This is a genomic window from Pseudobdellovibrionaceae bacterium, assembly GCA_023898385.1.
Taxonomy (GTDB): domain Bacteria; phylum Bdellovibrionota; class Bdellovibrionia; order Bdellovibrionales; family UBA1609.
In genome coordinates this window covers 3,299,579-3,317,851 of record CP060220.1, presented here as the reverse complement: position 1 = coordinate 3,317,851, position 18,273 = coordinate 3,299,579, and the positions used below count along the sequence as shown (strand labels likewise).

The following is an 18,273-nucleotide window of genomic DNA, read 5'->3' as shown; positions in this document are numbered from 1 at the left end:
CGAAATGAAACTAGTCAAATGTGCACTCTTAACTTTAACTACTCTCATGATTACCGCGTGCAACAAAGAGCTCTGCGCCACAACTCAACCCGAGAATTACGCACGCGGCGAGTGCCACTATGATATCGAAAGAAAGGAGCAAGTCTGTAAGCCCGACCAGAAAACCCATCAATGCCCAAATGACACTACTCCAGGTCAAATTGGCGAAACAGAACTATGCATAAACATCTACAAGCAAAACACTTGTTTGCTTAACAAAAACGGCTTTGAGCAGGCCCTAAACCACCCCTCATCTGAACTATTTGAATCCTGCTTGATTTTTGAAAATCAAAACCACGATAACGATGAACTCTTAAGTTCTCCCCTACAGATCATCTTCGGATCGGAAAACAAACAACTAAAAAAAAGATTTCGCAAGGTGGGCCGACCAAAATACAAATTCTTTAGCTAATCTTTTCTTTTGCCAGTCTCCCAGTCAATTCGGAGAAAACTACATCATTGGAGGCCAGTTGTACCGAGAGGCTGGCATAGCTATCTTAAAACCTTACCACCTACCCCCTGTAACGGTTGATTATCTAAATTTTTACCCCGCGCCAAAATACTTCGCAAATGTCTCTGATTTTGATGATTTTATTTTTCGTAAAAATCAAAAAAACTCAATGGAAAACACCCATAAACTGCCCGAGGATGGCCGGACCCTTTATAATATCTATAAAGATTTGAATCTAAATTCTGTGGCAACCACTAAATCTAAAACAGAAGCGGGCTGCCAAGACAGCTGCCTTCAAAGGTCGCCTGTCTACCAACTCAATGGGCAAACCGTACAAGTCATGACCTATGCTTTGGGCAATGAACAGTACCGAAGAGACCTCGTGATTTTCGATGCGAATGGCGCTATTAAAGGCTCTCTTTTTTTGCTGGGCGACCAAGTTTCCCTTTACATTCACATTGAAAGAAATCCACTGGGCCTGCCTACTCGCGTAACGATTTTCAACCGTTATAGCGAAGTCATTTTTGAAAAAACCTACGAGGCTCTTGATGCGCAACAAGTTCAAAAAGAGCGCACCAGCCTCTCAAACTACAATGAAAAACACATTCAAATCGGTGTTTGTGAGAGCGACATAACCCCTAAATCCATGAAGGAAATTGGCTACAATAAAAATATTCTCCTCGGGCCGAACCTAGATACTAGTTACTACGGCTGGCAGAACAAAAAGGATTCTCCACAAAATTTTTTTCTGGCCGCAAAGACCTGAATGATCTTCATTTGCCTCACAGCTACTTTTTATTTGAAAAACATGCCCTCGACACTATCGGCACCCTTTTAAGATCTCAAGAGCACGCGGACAGAATAGGTATACTCCCGCTTGGCATAGAAATTTACTCGCTCGACCTGCGTTTCAAACAAAGAGATTCTTTGAGGCTCTAATTCTGGCCTTTTTTCTATTCAGCCCTAGTTTTGGCAGTCAATCTAATAGCACACAACATGCTAAGGTGCCTTCGGGAGACAGTGAAATAAAGCGGTGCTGAATTAAGAATGGAGAAAGTGCCCTCTTGAGCACGAGAGTCGGCGAGCCTCAGGGCCATCGGTAGATTTCAAGGACTTGAGACGTATATTAACGAGCACTAGGGTTTGAAACGAAGGACGGCCACATGCTGCAGCTGTACAGCTTCGCATGCCGTGTCCCAGAAGTCCCTAGCTGAACGCTCCCGCCAGCAGAGTTGAGAGCTGCTGCTATGATAAAAAACCAAGAGCAAAAGTGTTAAGTCCCGCATCAGATAAGTCGGGCCGAAGTAGCTCATGGCAACCTAGGGTTTGGCAATTTCAGCGAGTAAATTTCTAAATACAACTAACAACTAATTTGTATATGGGTAAATGCTGATATCGCGTCACTGGCCTGACACCAGTTATGGTTGCCCGCAGCTATTGAAACCAATGAACTCCGTGTTAGAAGACAGAAGCATCTAAACAGCTAAGATCCTTTTAATCCCCTCCATCCATGGCATGCACATGACGCCATCGATTTTTTCAATATTTGGATCTTGAGATAGATAATAGGCTTTCGCTTTAGTTTCGCGCATTAAAGGGAGCATTTTTTTGACTTCGGTTTCATCGATACGAGCAGCGGACTTAATCTCAATTAGAATAAGTTCACGCCCTCGGCTCAGAAGCAGGTCCATCTCCGCACCCTCTTTTGTCGCAAAAAAGGAAAGTCGGTAACCTCGCTCCAGGTATGAATTGAGCTTCAAAAACTCCAAAACCACCATGTGTTCGAAAGTTTCACCGTAAAATGAGGTACCTTGGACCACAGGTGAGTGAATCGAATTATCTAGAGTTCTTTTTACTCCGATATCAAAAAAATAAAAGCGCGGTGTAACAAGTTGGCTTTTTCGCACGGATGTATGGTAGGCCGGCAAAACAAATCCCAGGTAAGTGTCTTCGAGTATTGAATAGTAGTTTTGAACAGTCTTCGTGTCGACGCCGACCCCTTTTGCAATTTTTGAGAAATTCAACATTTTACCGTTCATTTGCGCGGCGACTTCAAGGAAACTCCGAAAGGGATCCAGCTTTCGCAGTAATTGCTCCATTTGTACTTCAAGGCGCACATAGTTTCTCACATAACTAGCAAGGTATTTCGATTTCTCTTTCGAATCACTAAAGTTAAACACGGAGGGAAGCGCCCCAAAATTCAAAGTGTGGTCGGCATTAAAGCTGTCAGCTAACTCAACAAAACTAAATGGGTACAAGCGATAGTCAAAAGCTCGTCCGGCAAGTAGGTTGGCTCCTTCTTTTTTGAGCTTTCGAGCACTAGATCCTGACAACAAAAACTTAATTTTCTTTTTCACAATCACCGATTGAACCACATCAAGGAGCCGCGGCACCTTTTGGACTTCGTCGATAACGACCCATTCTGGCAAAGTGTCACAAGCCTCAATATCCTGCACTAGCTTGTTTGGAGATCTCGCCAGACGCTCCTCTACATCGTCGTCTAGTAGGTCATATTGGAGGCAGCGACCTGACTTCAAGGTGGGCAACCATTGCTGTTCAATAAAGGTGGATTTTCCCGTCCCCCTTGCGCCGAAGAGAAAAAAACTCGAGTTTTTTGAGGGACTTAGAAGCCTGCGGACCATACTCCATAATTGTCGATGAATTATGGAGCTTCGTCAAGGCCAAAAACATAGGTCTTATGGCCGCTTTATGGCAATTCAACCTATAGAGCTGGGACTTACCCGAACCAGAATTACGACTGCCTCAAATAGAAATTTACTCGCTCGACCTGCGTTTCAAACAAAGAGATCCTTTGAGGCTCTAATTCTGGCCTTTTTTCTATTCAACCCCAGTTTTGGCAGTCAATCTTATATCACACAACACGACCCCATACTTAGCTCGTCCAAAGGCACCAAGGCGTGAGCCGAGTGGCCCTCAGGTACCACAAAATGTTTGTGTCACTTCCTCATGGGGCTGAGGCGGCCCGGCATAGTCTTTTTTGTCAGGCTGTTGGTCAAAGGGGTTTTCCAGAACCTTATTGAGTTCGAAAAAAATAGAGTAGTCACCTTTAAGACCCTGTTGAATGGCTCGTTCAACTTGGTGGTTTCTTGGTATAAAAAGTGGGTTGGTTTTATTCATTTGCTTTTTTACCTCCTCCAAGGAGACTCCTTGCCGATCTAGGCGCGAATTCCATAAATCTAAAAAGTGACTTAGTTGGGTCGTTTCTGCAAAACCATAGGTCGAAGTCTTACTATGAATCAGGTCAGCCAAATGACGAAAGCTTAGGGTGTAGTCTTGGGACTCTAGCTGAAGGTACTCAAACCAAAGCTGAATTAGCTCAATATCTTTTTCTTCTTCAGTGACTAAGCCCAATTTTCTGCGCATTTTCATTGACCACTGGCTCTCAAATTGACCGGTAAACGTAGCTAATTCGGTTTCTAACAAATCAATGGCTTTACTTTCCAGGGGGTCAACTAGCGGCACCAAGCTGTCAGCCAGTCGCGCTAAGTTCCAATGGGCTATGGCCGGTTGGTTGTTGTAGGCATATCGCCCCTGACGATCAATAGAGCTAAAAACTTTTCCTGGATCAAACTCGTCCATAAACGCACAGGGGCCGTAATCAATGGTGAAGCCACCCACTGCGGTGTTGTCAGTGTTCATTACGCCATGGATAAATCCCAGCTCAAGCCACTTTGCCACGAGCGACGCTTGGGCCGTGATGACCTTGTTTAAAAAGGCCAGGGCTAGGTTCGAAGCCTCAGCAATTTCTGGATAGTGGCGATTAACAGCGTAGTTTAACAGGCGCTTAAGGCCATCGCGGTCATCCCTGTGGGCGAAATATTGAAAGGTCCCAACGCGTATATGGCTCGGTGCCACTCGGGTAAAAACGGCTCCCGGAAGAGCTGTTTCACGGTAGACTTGGTCCCCTGTAGTTATGGCCGCCAGAGCTCGGGTGGTAGGAACGCCCAAATAATACATGGCTTCGCTAACTATGTATTCTCGTAGTACAGGTCCAAGACTTGATTTGCCATCGCCACGCCGAGAAAGGGGAGTCTTCCCTGACCCTTTCAATTGGATATCCCAGGGCTTTCCATTTGAGTCCAAGAGTTCACCTATGAGTAGGGCTCTCCCATCTCCAAGTTGGGGTACAAAATGGGCAAATTGGTGGCCCGCATAAGCTTGGGCAATGGGCTCAGCACCCTCGGGAAGTTGGTTGCCGGAAAATACCTCAGCCAACTGTTGCTCCCCTACTGAATCTAGGCTGAGGCCTAATTCTTTAGCCAGTGGTTTGTTATAGGTGATGAGCTTTGGGTCAGAGGCTTTGTCCGGTGATCCATGAGCGTAGAATCGCTCAGGTAGCTTTACGTCGGTGTTACAAAAACTGAAAGTCGGGGTTGCCATAATTTAAGATTTTCTCCCAATAATATCTCAGCGCCTACCTAAGAGTATAAGTAGAATAATGCACCTATTTTCTGTAGTCGCCCTCTATCACTCCCATAAGACCCTCCTCGTTTGACGCAGATTTTTGCCTTTTCCGGCCTCTATTTTTGGGTTTAATCCTTAAGATTGTGTCTTTGGCTGTTTTTTGAGCTTGCCTGTGTACTTGGAAGCTGGTTTTGGACGAACCTATCCACTAGTTCTTTTTTCTAGAACTCATCATTAGGGAACATTTGGATGAAGGGGGCATTGGCCGCTAAGTTGGCTGGCGGCCCCCGCGCCGGCCAAGGCATTGGCGCCCGACTCTCTAAACCCAAGTGGCTCAGTATCTTTTTGATGACCTGGGGATCTTCGATGCTGGCTTTCACTTTGACCTTGCCTGAACACTCTGGGCAGGTCTCCATATCGATGTTGAACACCCGTTTAAGCCTCTGAGCCCAGGTCATTCGAGAAGACCGTTCGGCTAGGGTAAGAGTTTTCCCATCATCGTATTCTTTGTTTTTTTCTACTTTCGGCACCACGAGTTTGCAGTGTTTGAAGTGAGGAGCAAACACACCAAAAAATCTTGTTAAATTCACCCGCGGTCTTGGCACTAGTGAGGCCAGCCGTGCCAGTAAGTCCAGTGGCTCGAGTACGATGTGAGTCGTTCCGTTGTCATAGGCATTCTTTAGCTTGTACACCACTTGCCCATTGGCGTTTAGACTAAGGCGCTCTTCACTAAGACTCGGTCTTGAAATGTAGCGGCAAATCCGCTCTAGTTTTTTTCTCTTACAGGCCTTGCTGGCCACACCGGCATGCAGGCTAAAGCCCGAGTGTTTGGCAAGAAAGGGCTTTTGCTTCTCTCCTCGGGTGGGTACTGTTTGTAAGCTCAGTGCTTTTTGCCCCTTGTTCTTGCCCAAAGCGATGCGGTAAGTGATCGAAGCAGCCTGGATGTGGTCAAAGGCGTTTGCAGTATTGGGCAAGTAATCGACAAGGGCCATGCCCCACAGTGCAAGGCCTTGCCATTGATGGAGGGTTGGTCTACCGGCTTTTCACGTTCGGCACTGTCCGAAGATCGTGGTAGAACCGGACAGGATCCGGACTTTGTTGACCAAACTTTCGTGCCTGGCCGACAAGATGGTACCTTTGTTTACCCGAGTTGGGCAGGGCTCATTAGTGAATGCAGGCTTCCCTCACACAGTATCGATCACCTTTGTAAGAGTAGTGCTCAGCAAAACCGCTCCATTGCATTTAACCCACCCAGGGCCATGTGTGCGACTGGCCTATGATGGCACGGGGCTAGTTATAGTATCGAAAAGGCTTGAGAAGGGTGTCTTGTGGTTACGAAGGGCCCATAGTTGCGATGACTGCGAAAAGCTTCGATTCGGATCGAGCTAATAGCCTCAGGGAAGGTTTTAATGACTTCCTGACCAAGCCCTACAATCTTGAAACCCTCGTTGAGGTCATCCAAAGGCAGTTATCGTAGCCACTCTATGGAGTTGTTAAGAATCAGCTGAGATGTAGAATCTTTCCTAGCGATTATACAAGTCTTGTACAAAGGCTTACAAATTCGTCGGCCAGTTCGTTGGCATGGTTGATTACCCTAAAATTATTTTTTCCAAACATTTGTGGAAAATAGTATTTTGCTTCCTGATCAATAGCCAGTGAGAAAACATCAATTTCTTTTTGTTTGGCTTCGTCCAATGCTTGCTTGACGTCATGGATGCCATATTTCCCTTCATAGGCATCATAGTCAGTAGGTTTGCCGTCACTTAGAAGTATGATCACTTTGCGTTGAGAACTTACCCTTTGCATTTTTTCGATACTATGGCGAATGGCAACTCCTATTCTAGTATAGTCTGATGGTTGAAGAGCCATTAAATAGGGCAGGGAGGACTTCCAGGTTTGGCTGAAGTCCTTAATTGTAAAATAGTTGCAATTGTTTCGTGTACGACTATTAAATGCCGTCACAGAGATTTTTTCAAAAACGCCTTCCAAGGCCTCATGCAGAACCACAACGGCTTCTTTGGTAATATCCAAAACCCTACGTCCATCCACCCAGGAGTCAGAGGAGAGGCTTGCATCAAGAAGAATAAGTGCCGAAACATCGCGGGCTCGCCTGCTTTTCGAAAGGTAAAATCTTTCATCTGAAGACTGCCCGGCCTTCAACGATGAGAGCCCATCAATAAATGAGTCCATATCGATCTCCTCGCCCTGACGTTGTCGGTTTTTCCACCTTCGCGAGTGAAAAATCTGCTCAACCTGATGCCTCAGGTTTCGAATCTGTTTTTGATGAGCTTTTACGATGTCGTGATATTGGGACTCATAAGCTGACTTGTCTTCAATCAATGGCGGGCGTTGATCGGTGAGTTTACAAAAATTGCTTAAATATTTTCTCTTTTTAAAGTTCCATTCTTCGTAAATAAATTGATTTGCAGCATTATCTGAAGCCTGGAATGTCTCATCATCCAGACTCTCAACCTCATATGCGATATCTGCTTTAAATATAGAGTTTGTTTCGTGATTAGACCTCACCACCTCTTGGATGTTTAGATCCTCAAGGCTCTCGCCGTGTTCCTCCATTTCATCGGAGCCATCAACACGCTTGAGTCCGCCGGAAAAAATATCTGCGGTTTGAACCCCTTCCATCAGTAAACTTACTGGGTTGGAATTCTCATTTTCTTTAAGGTCAACTCGCTTGATTATTTCCTTCGGCTGACATTGCAATACAGTTTTCTTTTCACTATTTCGTTGGTTCACAGGCAGTTCAGATCGATCATCTCGATGAAATTGAATGACGTTTTGTATTGGTAGCAACGCTAGAAATGGAGGGAGGACAAAGCCTTTTACAGGCCCTATTGAATCCACTAATGGTTCTGGATTGAGCTGGATAGCTGTAGTATTTGTACTTTTTCCCTGTATATGATCGGCAAAAAAGCATTGGAGATACTTGTCGGCCTCTCGATCTGCTGAGCTCTTGGCTTGTTCTGTGTCTAAATAAGCTTGATAAAGAGGTCGGCTATTTTCTACGAGCATGGGATACAAATCCCTCATAGCCGCAAAAATTTCTGGCAAGGCCTCTAAAGTAGATTCTAGCCTTGAGCCCGGTGTTGTTGATTTGTAGTCGAGGCTATGTCCAAGGTCGCGGGCGACAATTGAAAAACAAACCTGATGTAAATAGGCCAGAATATTTTCGCTGGTTTCTTGTGAGGTGGAAATCGAAGGGGTGCAAAACATCGTATCCCCCACAAGGCCAGCCATATAGTTACCTTTGATAGTTTTAATATACTGTCCGGCCAGTAGATTTGTCACAACAGTGAGGCGGTCTTGAATATCTTCGAATTCAACGGTGTATGATTGCTTTTTTTTGCTAAGAAGTTTTCTTTTAGTCTTCCAGAGGTAGTAGAAAAGCTTTTCATCAATGCCCATTAGTTGTCCTAAAAGACCATTGAAATCAAGTCATTCATGGCTTCAATTTTATCTCTATCGTCGGTGAGTGCCTGCACAATGCCGACCTCGCAGGCCAGGCGCGGGTGGAGACCGCCTCTTATCAGTTTGGCAGCACCGATTATCAGTCTTGTTGAGACAGTTTCAGCAAGTCCCAAACCTTCAAGTGTGCGTAACTTACTCGATATTTTCACAAGTTGTTTCACTTGGGCTAAATCCAGCTCAGATTCTTTTGATACAATTTCACATTCAATATCAAACTCAGGATAATCAAACGAAAGAGTGACAAAACGTTGCCGCATGGATGGCTTCAACTCTTTAAAGCTCTGTTGGTAGCCGGGATTAAAGCTCACAACCATCATAAAATCGCTTGGTGCATCAAGGGTTTCATTGTTTCTGTCTAAAAAGAGTCGACGCCTATAATCACTCAATGAGTGCAGCACTGTAACAATATCTTCCCTGGCTTCGGCGATTTCATCCATATATAGGAGGCTGCCATTGCGAACTGCCGTGGTCACGGGCCCATCTTGCCATAGGGTTTCCGTACCCTTGATTAAATAACGCCCCAACAAGTCAGTGGCAGAGGTTTCATCGTTGCAGACAACCGTTACTACATTAAGGTCAAATTTCTCAGCCATGGCCTCAACAAATCGAGACTTTCCACAGCCAGTGGGCCCCTTAAGTAAGACTGGTAGGTTGAGTTCAAAAGAAGTCGAGAAAACCTCGACTTCTTTTTTAATAGGTTTGTAGTAGATACTACTCATGCTGGTCTACACATATTCAGGTGTGACATCAGCGTCTGTGGGCAAGCCAGATTTAATAAATTGGTAAACAAATGCTAAGACACCAGAGGTAAACAAGCATGCTGCCAAGGTTAAGCCTACGAAGTGAACATGAAGCTCTTCTTGTACCACCAAAAAGTCCATGCCCAACTTTCTTTCTAAATACACTTGTGCAACCCCAGCAATACCAAAGGCTACGGTCATGGCAATCATTCCAATAGTCGTGGACCAAAACGCATAAATAGAAACTGCTGAATTTAAGTTTTTGCGACCAGTAAGGTTAGGTATGGCATAGGTAACAATTGCTAAAACCAACATGGCATAAGCGCCCCAAAAGGCCATATGCCCATGCATGGCTGTTACCAAGGTGCCATGTGTCCAAAGATTTACCTGAGGTAAGGTATGAGCAAAACCTAAAAAGCCGGCACCAACGAATGACAATATGGCGCAACCCAGGGTCCAGTGTAGCGCCATTTTGTTGGGGTGATTACGTTGCCCCTTCTTAGCCATGGCTATGGCGTAAATAGCGATACCTAAAAACGCTAGCGGTTCCAATGCGCTGAAAAGCCCACCAATGAGAAGCCAATAGTTAGGTGTACCAATGTAATAGTAGTGATGACCTGTTCCTAATATCCCACTTAGGAAAGTGATACCAACGATGATGTAGAGCCACTTTTCAATGATTTCCCGATCTACGCCAGTGAGTTTAATGAGCAAGAAGGAGAGAATACCTCCCATGATAAGCTCCCAAACACCCTCGACCCATAAATGCACAACCCACCATCTCCAGTAGGAGTCCATGGTTTGGTTGTCCGTGGGAATCAATCCTGGAAGATAAAGAAGAGCAGCCATTAGCAACCCAAAAAACAAAACAAGAGTGGTCGTTGTTTTTTTCTCTGCCTTCCAAATAGTCACGCCGATGTTGAAAATGAACATCAATACATTGATCACAACCAGGTAATCAAGTGGGCGAGGAATTTCTAAAAACTTACGCCCTTCCCACCAATTGAAATGAAACCCGATAATGGCGGTAACCCCAACAAGGATAAGCGATCCCAGTTGCAAGTAGGCAAGCTTAGGGTACTCTATGTCTCGTTCACATTCCTCGGGAATGATGTAATGAGCTGCCCCCATAAACCCTGCAAGTAACCAAACAACCAGAAGGTTATTGTGACTAGCTCTTGCTGCATTAAAGGGTATAATGTCATGCAGACCATCCATTCCCATGTGAGCAAATGACATTATGAAGCCAAATACAATTTGTAATACAAGTAGCAACATGGAGGTTGCGAAAAAGTAATATGCGATTTTTTGTGTTTTGAATTTCATCGGTGTGCCCCTATTGATTCAAGTCTGGTTTTGGTGGAAAGCCATTTAAATCCATCTCGCTGACCCACTTTAGAAAGGCAACAAGGTCTGCTTTTTCGCTTTCGGTAAAATCATATTTGACCATTTTTCTTCGGCCCGGATAGAGCTTTTCGGGGTCGGTGAGCATCATCTTTATGAACTCAGGTCCCTTGGTTACATATGACTTTGTTAGCTCGGGGGCATAGTAGGCGCCCTCGCCAAGTATTGTATGGCAACCCATGCAATTATTGGTTTCAAAGAGGTGTTTTCCTCTGATCTCGGACTCCCCCAAGTTTTGTGCATTTGTCTGGTCCGGTACTTGCCGGATTGTATCCAGAGTGAGTAAGAAGAAGGCCCCAAAGCAAAGGCCTGTTCCAATTAAAAAAAAGTTTCTTGCTGCTGCTTTTGAGAGCATGCGTGTACTCCTATTGTTGTTGTCCTAAAAAGAGGTTGAAGTTTGTAGATAGACAAAATGACCATTATCGTTGTTGCCGCGAATATTTTCTAGATACTCACCAGGAGTTACATAGGCGCCCCCGAGCACGACATGACTCTTCTCTGAGAAATTCCATCGAAGACTAAGATCTGCTTCTGAGGCAACTTCTGTTCCAGGTTCGAGGCCTGTGCTACCAGCAAACCCGCCTCCTGAAACAGCATAGATTGGTGATTTATCGTCGTTTCGGCTGAACTTGTGGTACTCAAGGTTAATACTGGCCTTGTTTTCCCACATCTTGGCATTAACTCCAGCACGCATATCAATAATATTTCTTCGGCCGAACAGGTCTGCAGATCCTAAAAATTTGTGTCCAGTTGGGTAGATTTGTTGGTAGTCTTTATGTGCATTGGAGTACCCAGCATATATTCGAATATTGTCTAAATTATAACTTAAATTTATATCCGCTTGGTTGCTTTCATACTCAGACTGCTGGGTGAATTCAAAATCAAATGCGACGGGGTCGAAATCAAATTCCGCCCGTGTGCCGAAAGTAAAAAACGAATCGGGGTTGGGATCTACATTGGATTCGTCGCCTTTGTGCAATACATAAAAATCCAAAGCTGGAACATAGGTGAGCCCTTTATACTGGAAATAAAGACCGGAGAATTCACTGTCAGTATTAAATGTAGCCTCAGTATCAACGTCTTCAATCTGAGACCAAAACCCATCAACAAACCCTTTGTTATCCCTAAAGGCGTGCCGAATGCGAAGGGCATCAAATGACCGTGATACATGGCTCCAGCCCACGTTTCCAATGACGAGATGATTGCCGTAGGCAAGTTCTTGTCGCCCCACCCGTACACTCAACTGATCTGACATAGAATAGTCTAGATAAGCTTGGTGAATATCGAGTCGGGTGTCTTGAAGGCTACCGCTAGTAGCTCCGCTTGTGGTCGGTTCGACGCCGCCAAAAAATTTCGTGAATTGTGGCTGAATGTAAACGGTTGATTTTGAATCTGGCTCGAATTTTAGTTCAAGTCGAAACCGAGATCCGATAAAGTCTTTTTTATCTTCGGCCTTCTCGTTTGAATCCATAAGTTGGTCTTTGACCTCCCAGCGGATTCGGGCTGATCCACTTACGGAGACGGAGTCGGCATTTTTAAACATATCCGTTTCGGGAGAGCTGTATGCAAATGGGATAAAAAGAAGTGGTACAAAAATAACAAGGAAACGCCTTGCGAAGCTCATGGTTGATCCTTCTGGTAGAAATTGAAGTCAAGCCCATAAATATCGGTGTTTTATGAAAAAAACATTGATCGAGATCAAGTATAATGAGTAAGTTGAGCCATATGTCAGCTTTGCTGGGGCCAATATATTGAATCGCAATATAATGACAAATAAGTCTTTTTTTTGCCCAATTTGCCGGGGCCTTACTGAGCCAGTCATTGACGATATATTGGCGCACGCACAAATGAAGAGATTCAAGAACCAAAGCGTATACCTTCAAGGGGATTCTTTTGATGGACTCTATATCGTCGCCACTGGGAAGATTCGTCTGACTAGCAATAATTCTGAGGGAAACGGCATCTTTGTAAAATTGGTTTGCGAAAATAATACTTTTGGTGAAAGTGGTATTGCGGATTCGAAATATCTCGAAAACGCTTACGCTGTTGGTCCTGCCGCATGTGCTTTTATTTGTGACAAAGACTTAAAAGAGCTTATGAAAAGGCACAATTCTCTGTCCCTTTCTATGTTGGCGTCTATGGGGCAATGGCTTGCTGAGTATTACAACCGATTTATGACCCTGTCCCTTCACAGTGTTCGAAATCGACTTGAATTTTACCTAAATGACCAAGCCAAAAAGAGAAATACCAATGAAATAGAGTTGGGGCTGCGCAAGCACGAGGTGGCTTCCAACTTGGGAGTTCGACCGGAGACTTTGTCGCGGGCCATTAAACAACTTGAAGAAGATGGACTCATAACGCAAAGCGCTACTGGAGTTAATGTGACCGAGCTTGCTCGAAAGCACAAATATAATAGTGAATCTTGATTCGAATCAAGGAAGTCAGTTTGTTCCGGTGGCTATAATGTAGCCTAATTATTTCAAACATTTTACGGGTCTCGGGGTGATCTTATGAAAACTGTAAGTACGTATGCATTAGCATTGCTTTTTATTGCGTTTAGTTTTGGCTGCCGCAATTCAACAACAACAAAAACAACACCTGGAAAAGTTAAAGGTTCAGAGGAGGCCGTGTTGACCCATGCGCCCAATGTTCCGCCACCTATTACGCGTGATCACGCAACAAAGGTTATCGTAAATTTGGAAACAACAGAAGTTGTTAAGAAAATGGCAGATGGAGTTGATTATACCTTTTGGACTTTTGGCGGCGAGGTTCCTGGTAAATTTATTCGAGTCCGTGAAGGAGACCTTGTAGAGTTTAATCTAAGCAACCATCCAGATAGTAAAATGCCACACAACATCGATTTGCATGCTGTTACAGGGCCCGGCGGCGGAGCGGCTTCGTCTTTCACCGCTCCTGGGCATACTTCTAAGTTTTCATTTACGGCATTGAACCCTGGACTATATGTATATCATTGCGCCACGGCTCCAGTTGGAATGCACATAGCCAATGGTATGTATGGACTTATCCTGGTTGAGCCAGTGGGTGGGCTGCCAAAAGTCGACAAAGAATACTATGTTATGCAAAGTGAGTTTTATACGAAAGGTGATTATGGCGATCCTGGCCTGCAACCCTTTAGTATGAAAAAGGCTTTACAAGAAATTCCTGACTACGTGGTGTTTAATGGTTCTGTGGGAGCCCTGGCCGGCGACAATGCCATCACTGCCGACAAAGGCGAAACAGTTCGTCTTTTTGTAGGAAATGGTGGACCAAACCTAGTTTCGTCTTTTCATGTTATTGGTGAGATTTTCGACAAGGTCTATACAGAGGGTGGAGGCGTTGCAAACACTAATGTGCAAACTACCCTGGTACCGGCCGGCGGTTCAACAGTGGTCGAATTTAAAGTTGATGTTCCGGGAACGTTTATCATAGTGGACCATTCGATTTTTAGAACCTTTAACAAGGGCGCATTAGGAATGCTGAAGGTCGCTGGTACTGAGGAGAGTTTACTTTATTCTGGTAAACAGTCCGACGAGGTTTACCTGCCTGAAGGCGGAGCTATTCAAGAAGTCAGTGGTAAAGCTCCAGCTCCGGCTATAGCGAAAAACAAAGCTGAGCAAATTGAATTCGGCGAGCGAGTGTACAAACGCAACTGTTTGGCTTGTCACCTAGCTACGGGCCAAGGGGTTGAAGGGGCATTTCCTCCTTTGGCAAAATCAGATTTCCTCAACGGCAGTATTAAGGCCTCAATCAGTGCGGTTAAAAATGGATTGAGTGGAAAGCTAAAAGTGAATGGTAAGGAGTACAATGGGGTTATGCCTTCACTGGGCCTTAGCGATGACGAAATAGCCAACGTCTTGACCTATGTTTACAACTCTTGGGGCAACTCTGGGAAAGTTGTGACGAGTTCAGAGGTGCGTGCTGTACAAAAAGCTGCCCATTGAACCTATGAAGTATGGGTTGAACCTGCTTCTTGCACTCATCCTATTTGGCTTTGGGGCTGTGGCCAGCCCCAACACTAAAATGGCAAAAATAGAGGGGGGAACCTTTACCCCCTTTTATGATAAAGATAAAAACGGCAAATCTATTTCCGTAGCTGTAAAAAGTTTTCACCTCGACAAAGCACCCGTGACCAACCGTGATTTTTTAGAATTTGTTAAAAAAAATCCACAATGGTCTCGTTCTGCAACAAAGCGAATCTTTGCCGACAGTTCTTATTTAAAACATTGGGTATCGGATTTTTCATTTCCAAAAGGCGATGCCGATCGGCCAGTTCGCTATGTTTCCTGGTTTGCGGCCATAGAATATTGTGAATCTCTTGGAAAAACACTGCCTACAGTTCAACAGTGGGAGTACGTGGCAGCGGCAGATGATAAAGTAAAAGACGCCTCTGGCAAGAAAAGCTATCAGCAAAAAATATTGCACTGGTACAGTCGGCCAAGTATTGATCAGCTTCCCAAGGTCACGTCCGGTGAAAAGAACGTATGGGGCGTCTATGATATGCATGGGCTTCATTGGGAATGGAATCTAGACTACAATACAGCTTTGGTAACTGGAGAGTCTCGTGAGGACGGGAGTACCAATCGGAATCGTTTTTGTGGAGATGGATCGCTCAATGCCAAAGATAAATTGGACTACGGTGGATTTATGAGATTTGGTTTTAGAAGTTCATTGAAGGGTAATTATACGGTTGGAAACTTGGGCTTTCGATGTGCCCGTACCAAGAAAGGTAAATAATGAAGTATTTGTTGATAGTTTTAATGTTCAGTTTTTGCGGACCCCTTTCAGTAGCACAAAAAGAAACCTGGCCAGAAATGTCGATTTACAATCTAACGGGCCCATGGAAGAACCATGAAGGAAAGGTCGTCAACCTCAAGGACTTTTCTGGGAAAGTGGTGGTTGCCGCCATGGTTTACACTAGCTGTCAGCACACCTGTCCGATGATTACACAAAAGGTAGTCGATATTCGCAAGGCACTGCCGAAGAAGCTCCGGGAGAAGGTCGTATATGCATTGATTTCCTTTGATCCAGAGGGAGATACTCCCAAGGTTCTTGCTGCCTATAAAAAGAAAAGCAGTCTAGACAAACACTGGGTACTGTTAACAAGTGATGCCGGAACTGTACGTAAGTTGGCTGGAGTCATTGGATTTAATTACAAGAAAACTCCGGACGGGGGATTTGCCCATTCAAATATGGTGAACCTTGTTGATCCACAAGGGGTGGTCACCTACCAAATTGATGGCCTGAATAAGGCTAACGATGAAATGGTCAAAAAGATTGTCACTCTCTTGAAGTAGATATAGATTGCCAGCAAAAGTAACGCACCAAGGTGTGCAGAATAACCTTATCAACTGTCACCGCCTGGTGATAGAAATTTACTCGCTCGACCTGCGTTTCAAACAAAGAGATCCTTTGAGGCTCTAATTCTGGCCTTTTTTCTATTCAACCCCAGCTTTGGCAGTCAATCTAATATCACACAACATGCTATGGTGCCGACGGGAGACAGTGAAATAAAGCGGTGCTGAAATAAAAAAGGAGAAAGTGCCCTCTCCAGCACGAGAGTCGGCGAGCCTCAGGGCCATCGGTAGATTTCAACGACATGAGACGTATATTAACGAGCACTAGGGTTTAAAACGAAGGACGGCCACATGCTGCAGCTGTACAGCTTCGCATGCCGTGTCCCAGAAGTCCCTAGCTGAACGCTCCCGCCAGCAGAGTTGAGAGCTGCTATGATAAACCAAGAGCAAAAGTGTTAAGTCCCGCATCAGACAAGTCGGGCCGAAGTAGCTCATGGCAACCTAGGGTTTGGCAATTTCAGCGAGTAAATTTCTAAATTTACACCTCTTTTTTTTTAATTCATAAATCTTTTTCGCATTTATCTCGAATTTTTTCACCGTAAAGAGACTCAATTACATCTAAAAAATTTAGATCTAAATTTTTTGGATTTCCTATATAAATTGGACGAAGTTCATTATGGTAAATCTCTTTTAGAATCGTAATATCTAGTTCATGATTTTTATGCAACCATTCAATGTCATCCAAGTCATTGCCTAATAAACGTGTGACCTTTGATAAGGCTAGGTCATGTTTTTCTGGATATTTTATTGTAAGCTTTTTTAACTTCAGGTCTGCTTCTTCAAGACGATCCTCAAAGTTTTCAGGAAGTTGAGCCACTCCAGTTTGACTGTCGAGACTGATTTTTACACCTGATGCCTTTTGGGCTAGTGCCCATTTGCTTTGAATTTCCTTCTCAGCCCTTCCCCACGGATCACAATCTGATGTCATTCGTTCAGAGGCATAGCCAATCACCATAGCTGATCCACCAATAAGCGTGAGGCTATATTCCTGCTCTAGTAGATCATCAAGGGCATTAAAAAATTTTATCATTTGATCACGCGGCTGCATCTTCACGCTCCCATTTTCTAAATCTTTGAACCAAATCCTCTAAATTATCTCTTGTCAGTACTTTCCACTTCTTGGCCGGATCATTCTCAAAACGCTTATATAGCTTAGGGTTTCGCCCCTCATCACTTTCTCTTAAGTAAAATGATTTTAATTTTACCTCTCTTTTTTCTATTTTACGAAGTAAGTTCGCAAGAGGCTTACGATAGCGAAAACTAAGAGCCACATCCAAATAATACCCCAGCAATTGCAAAGAGCTAGTTTCATCCCTAAATAAATCCAGCAATTTTTCAGCCTTTAAAGCATAGGACTTTAAAACCAAAAGGTAAGGTAGCACCGAGGCCACCCTCGCCTCTTTTCTGGAAAGGGCCAGAGCCTTATAGAGGGTTTCCTCTAAGCTCAGATAGACCTCAGGGTCGTCCACTAAGAGCGGAGCTCCATAAAGCTTCAAGTTCCCCAGGACATCTTCTAAAGCCTCCTGTGGCGACACCTCCATTGTCCAGCCTAGACAGCTGAGGAGCCTCTCAAAATTTGAAAGCTTCATATCACCCCCTGAAAAGAACCCATGAAGGGCCTGGCGGCTCACCCCCACATCCTGAGCCAAATTTTTAAGTCCATAGGCTTTGGCTCGATTTTCTAGTTTTTTCCTGTCTTCCATCATGATTTGACCTTCTCATATTTATTTATATATGTCCAGTTTACTTTACTTTTTATTATAACAGCATAGACATAAATCACGCCCTAAACCCCTCAAATAGAAATTTACTCGCAGAAATTGCCAAACCCTAGGTTGCCATGAGCTACTTCGGCCCGACTTATCTGATGCGGGACTTAACACTTTTGCTCATGGTTTATCATAGCAGATCTCAACTCTGCTGGCGGGAGCGTTCAGCTAGGGACTTCTGGGACACGGCATGCGAAGCTGTACAGATGCAGCATGTGGCCGTCCTTCGTTTTAAACCCTAGTGCTCGCTAATATACGTCTCAAGTCCTTGAAATCTACCGCTGGCCCCGAGGCTCGCCGACTCTCGTGCTCAAGAGGGCACGTTCTCCATTCTTAATTCAGCACCGCTTTATTTCACTGTCTCCCGTCGGCACCATAGCATGTTGTGTGATATAAGATTGACTGCCAAAACTGGGGTTGAATAGAAAAAAGGCCAAAATTAGAGCCTCAAAGGATCTCTTTGTTTGAAACGCAGGTCGAGCGAGTAAATTTCTAAGTTGACCAAACTTTCGTGCCTGGCCGACAAGATGGTACCTTTGTTTACCCGAGTTGGGCTGGGCTCATTAGTGAATGTAGGCTTCCATCACACAGTATCGATCACCTTTGTA

16 protein-coding genes are annotated in these 18,273 nt (G+C 44.5%); 6 read left to right on the top strand and 10 right to left on the bottom strand.

Annotated elements, in window-relative coordinates:
• Positions 1 to 4 precede the first annotated feature (4 nt).
• Positions 5 to 451 (top strand): hypothetical protein, encoded by a 447-nt coding sequence (locus tag H6626_15220; GenBank protein USN47503.1) that lies wholly within the window; start codon positions 5 to 7, stop codon positions 449 to 451.
• 58 nt (positions 452 to 509) lie between these two features.
• A complete protein-coding gene (locus tag H6626_15215) occupies positions 510 to 1,256 on the top strand; it encodes a hypothetical protein (GenBank protein USN47502.1) in 747 nt (248 codons plus the stop codon).
• 709 nt (positions 1,257 to 1,965) lie between these two features.
• Here the strand turns inward: H6626_15215 and H6626_15210 are convergent.
• From H6626_15210 to H6626_15175, 8 genes are all read right to left on the bottom strand, one after another.
• Complete coding sequence (locus H6626_15210) at positions 1,966 to 3,132, bottom strand: ATP-binding protein (protein USN47501.1); 1,167 nt, start codon at positions 3,130 to 3,132, stop codon at positions 1,966 to 1,968.
• A 292-nt stretch (positions 3,133 to 3,424) separates the two neighbouring features.
• Positions 3,425 to 4,891 carry a YdiU family protein gene (locus H6626_15205; GenBank protein ID USN47500.1) on the bottom strand — a complete coding sequence of 489 codons (1,467 nt, stop codon included), beginning with the start codon at positions 4,889 to 4,891 and terminating at the stop codon, positions 3,425 to 3,427.
• A 245-nt stretch (positions 4,892 to 5,136) separates the two neighbouring features.
• Positions 5,137 to 5,907, bottom strand: a complete 771-nt coding sequence (locus H6626_15200) for a transposase (GenBank protein ID USN47499.1) — start codon at positions 5,905 to 5,907, stop codon at positions 5,137 to 5,139.
• A 538-nt stretch (positions 5,908 to 6,445) separates the two neighbouring features.
• The gene (locus H6626_15195; GenBank protein USN47498.1) at positions 6,446 to 8,335 is read right to left on the bottom strand and encodes a VWA domain-containing protein; all 1,890 of its coding nucleotides are present in this window, start codon (positions 8,333 to 8,335) and stop codon (positions 6,446 to 6,448) included.
• An 8-nt stretch (positions 8,336 to 8,343) separates the two neighbouring features.
• Positions 8,344 to 9,117, bottom strand: coding sequence for a CbbQ/NirQ/NorQ/GpvN family protein (locus H6626_15190; GenBank protein ID USN47497.1), 774 nt, complete (start codon positions 9,115 to 9,117; stop codon positions 8,344 to 8,346).
• A 6-nt stretch (positions 9,118 to 9,123) separates the two neighbouring features.
• A complete protein-coding gene (locus H6626_15185) occupies positions 9,124 to 10,464 on the bottom strand; it encodes a cbb3-type cytochrome c oxidase subunit I (protein ID USN47496.1) in 1,341 nt (446 codons plus the stop codon).
• Between the two features lie 10 nt (positions 10,465 to 10,474).
• Positions 10,475 to 10,897, bottom strand: coding sequence for a cytochrome c (locus tag H6626_15180; protein USN47495.1), 423 nt, complete (start codon positions 10,895 to 10,897; stop codon positions 10,475 to 10,477).
• A 24-nt stretch (positions 10,898 to 10,921) separates the two neighbouring features.
• Positions 10,922 to 12,166: an alginate export family protein gene (locus H6626_15175; GenBank protein ID USN47494.1), complete on the bottom strand. Its 1,245-nt coding sequence runs from the start codon at positions 12,164 to 12,166 to the stop codon at positions 10,922 to 10,924.
• 223 nt (positions 12,167 to 12,389) lie between these two features.
• Here H6626_15175 and H6626_15170 point away from each other — a divergent pair, with 223 nt between their 5' ends.
• The 4 genes from H6626_15170 to H6626_15155 all read left to right on the top strand — a co-directional run bounded on the left by H6626_15170 (position 12,390) and on the right by H6626_15155 (position 15,836).
• On the top strand, positions 12,390 to 12,968 hold the full coding sequence (locus tag H6626_15170) for a Crp/Fnr family transcriptional regulator (protein ID USN47493.1): 579 nt from the start codon (positions 12,390 to 12,392) through the stop codon (positions 12,966 to 12,968).
• Positions 12,969 to 13,052: 84 nt separating this feature from the next.
• The gene (gene nirK, locus H6626_15165) at positions 13,053 to 14,483 is read left to right on the top strand and encodes a nitrite reductase, copper-containing (GenBank protein USN47492.1); all 1,431 of its coding nucleotides are present in this window, start codon (positions 13,053 to 13,055) and stop codon (positions 14,481 to 14,483) included.
• Between the two features lie 79 nt (positions 14,484 to 14,562).
• Entirely contained in the window at positions 14,563 to 15,276 is a 714-nt protein-coding gene (locus H6626_15160; protein USN49062.1) for a formylglycine-generating enzyme family protein, read from the top strand.
• The gene (locus tag H6626_15155) at positions 15,276 to 15,836 is read left to right on the top strand and encodes an SCO family protein (GenBank protein ID USN47491.1); all 561 of its coding nucleotides are present in this window, start codon (positions 15,276 to 15,278) and stop codon (positions 15,834 to 15,836) included. Before H6626_15160 ends, H6626_15155 begins: the two co-directional genes overlap by 1 nt.
• Before the next feature lie 559 nt (positions 15,837 to 16,395).
• Here the strand turns inward: H6626_15155 and H6626_15150 are convergent.
• Together H6626_15150 and H6626_15145 are read right to left on the bottom strand one after the other, a co-directional pair.
• Positions 16,396 to 16,944, bottom strand: a complete 549-nt coding sequence (locus tag H6626_15150; GenBank protein USN47490.1) for a hypothetical protein — start codon at positions 16,942 to 16,944, stop codon at positions 16,396 to 16,398.
• Positions 16,931 to 17,602: a hypothetical protein gene (locus tag H6626_15145; GenBank protein ID USN47489.1), complete on the bottom strand. Its 672-nt coding sequence runs from the start codon at positions 17,600 to 17,602 to the stop codon at positions 16,931 to 16,933. Before H6626_15145 ends, H6626_15150 begins: the two co-directional genes overlap by 14 nt.
• Between the last annotated feature and the right edge of the window lie 671 nt (positions 17,603 to 18,273).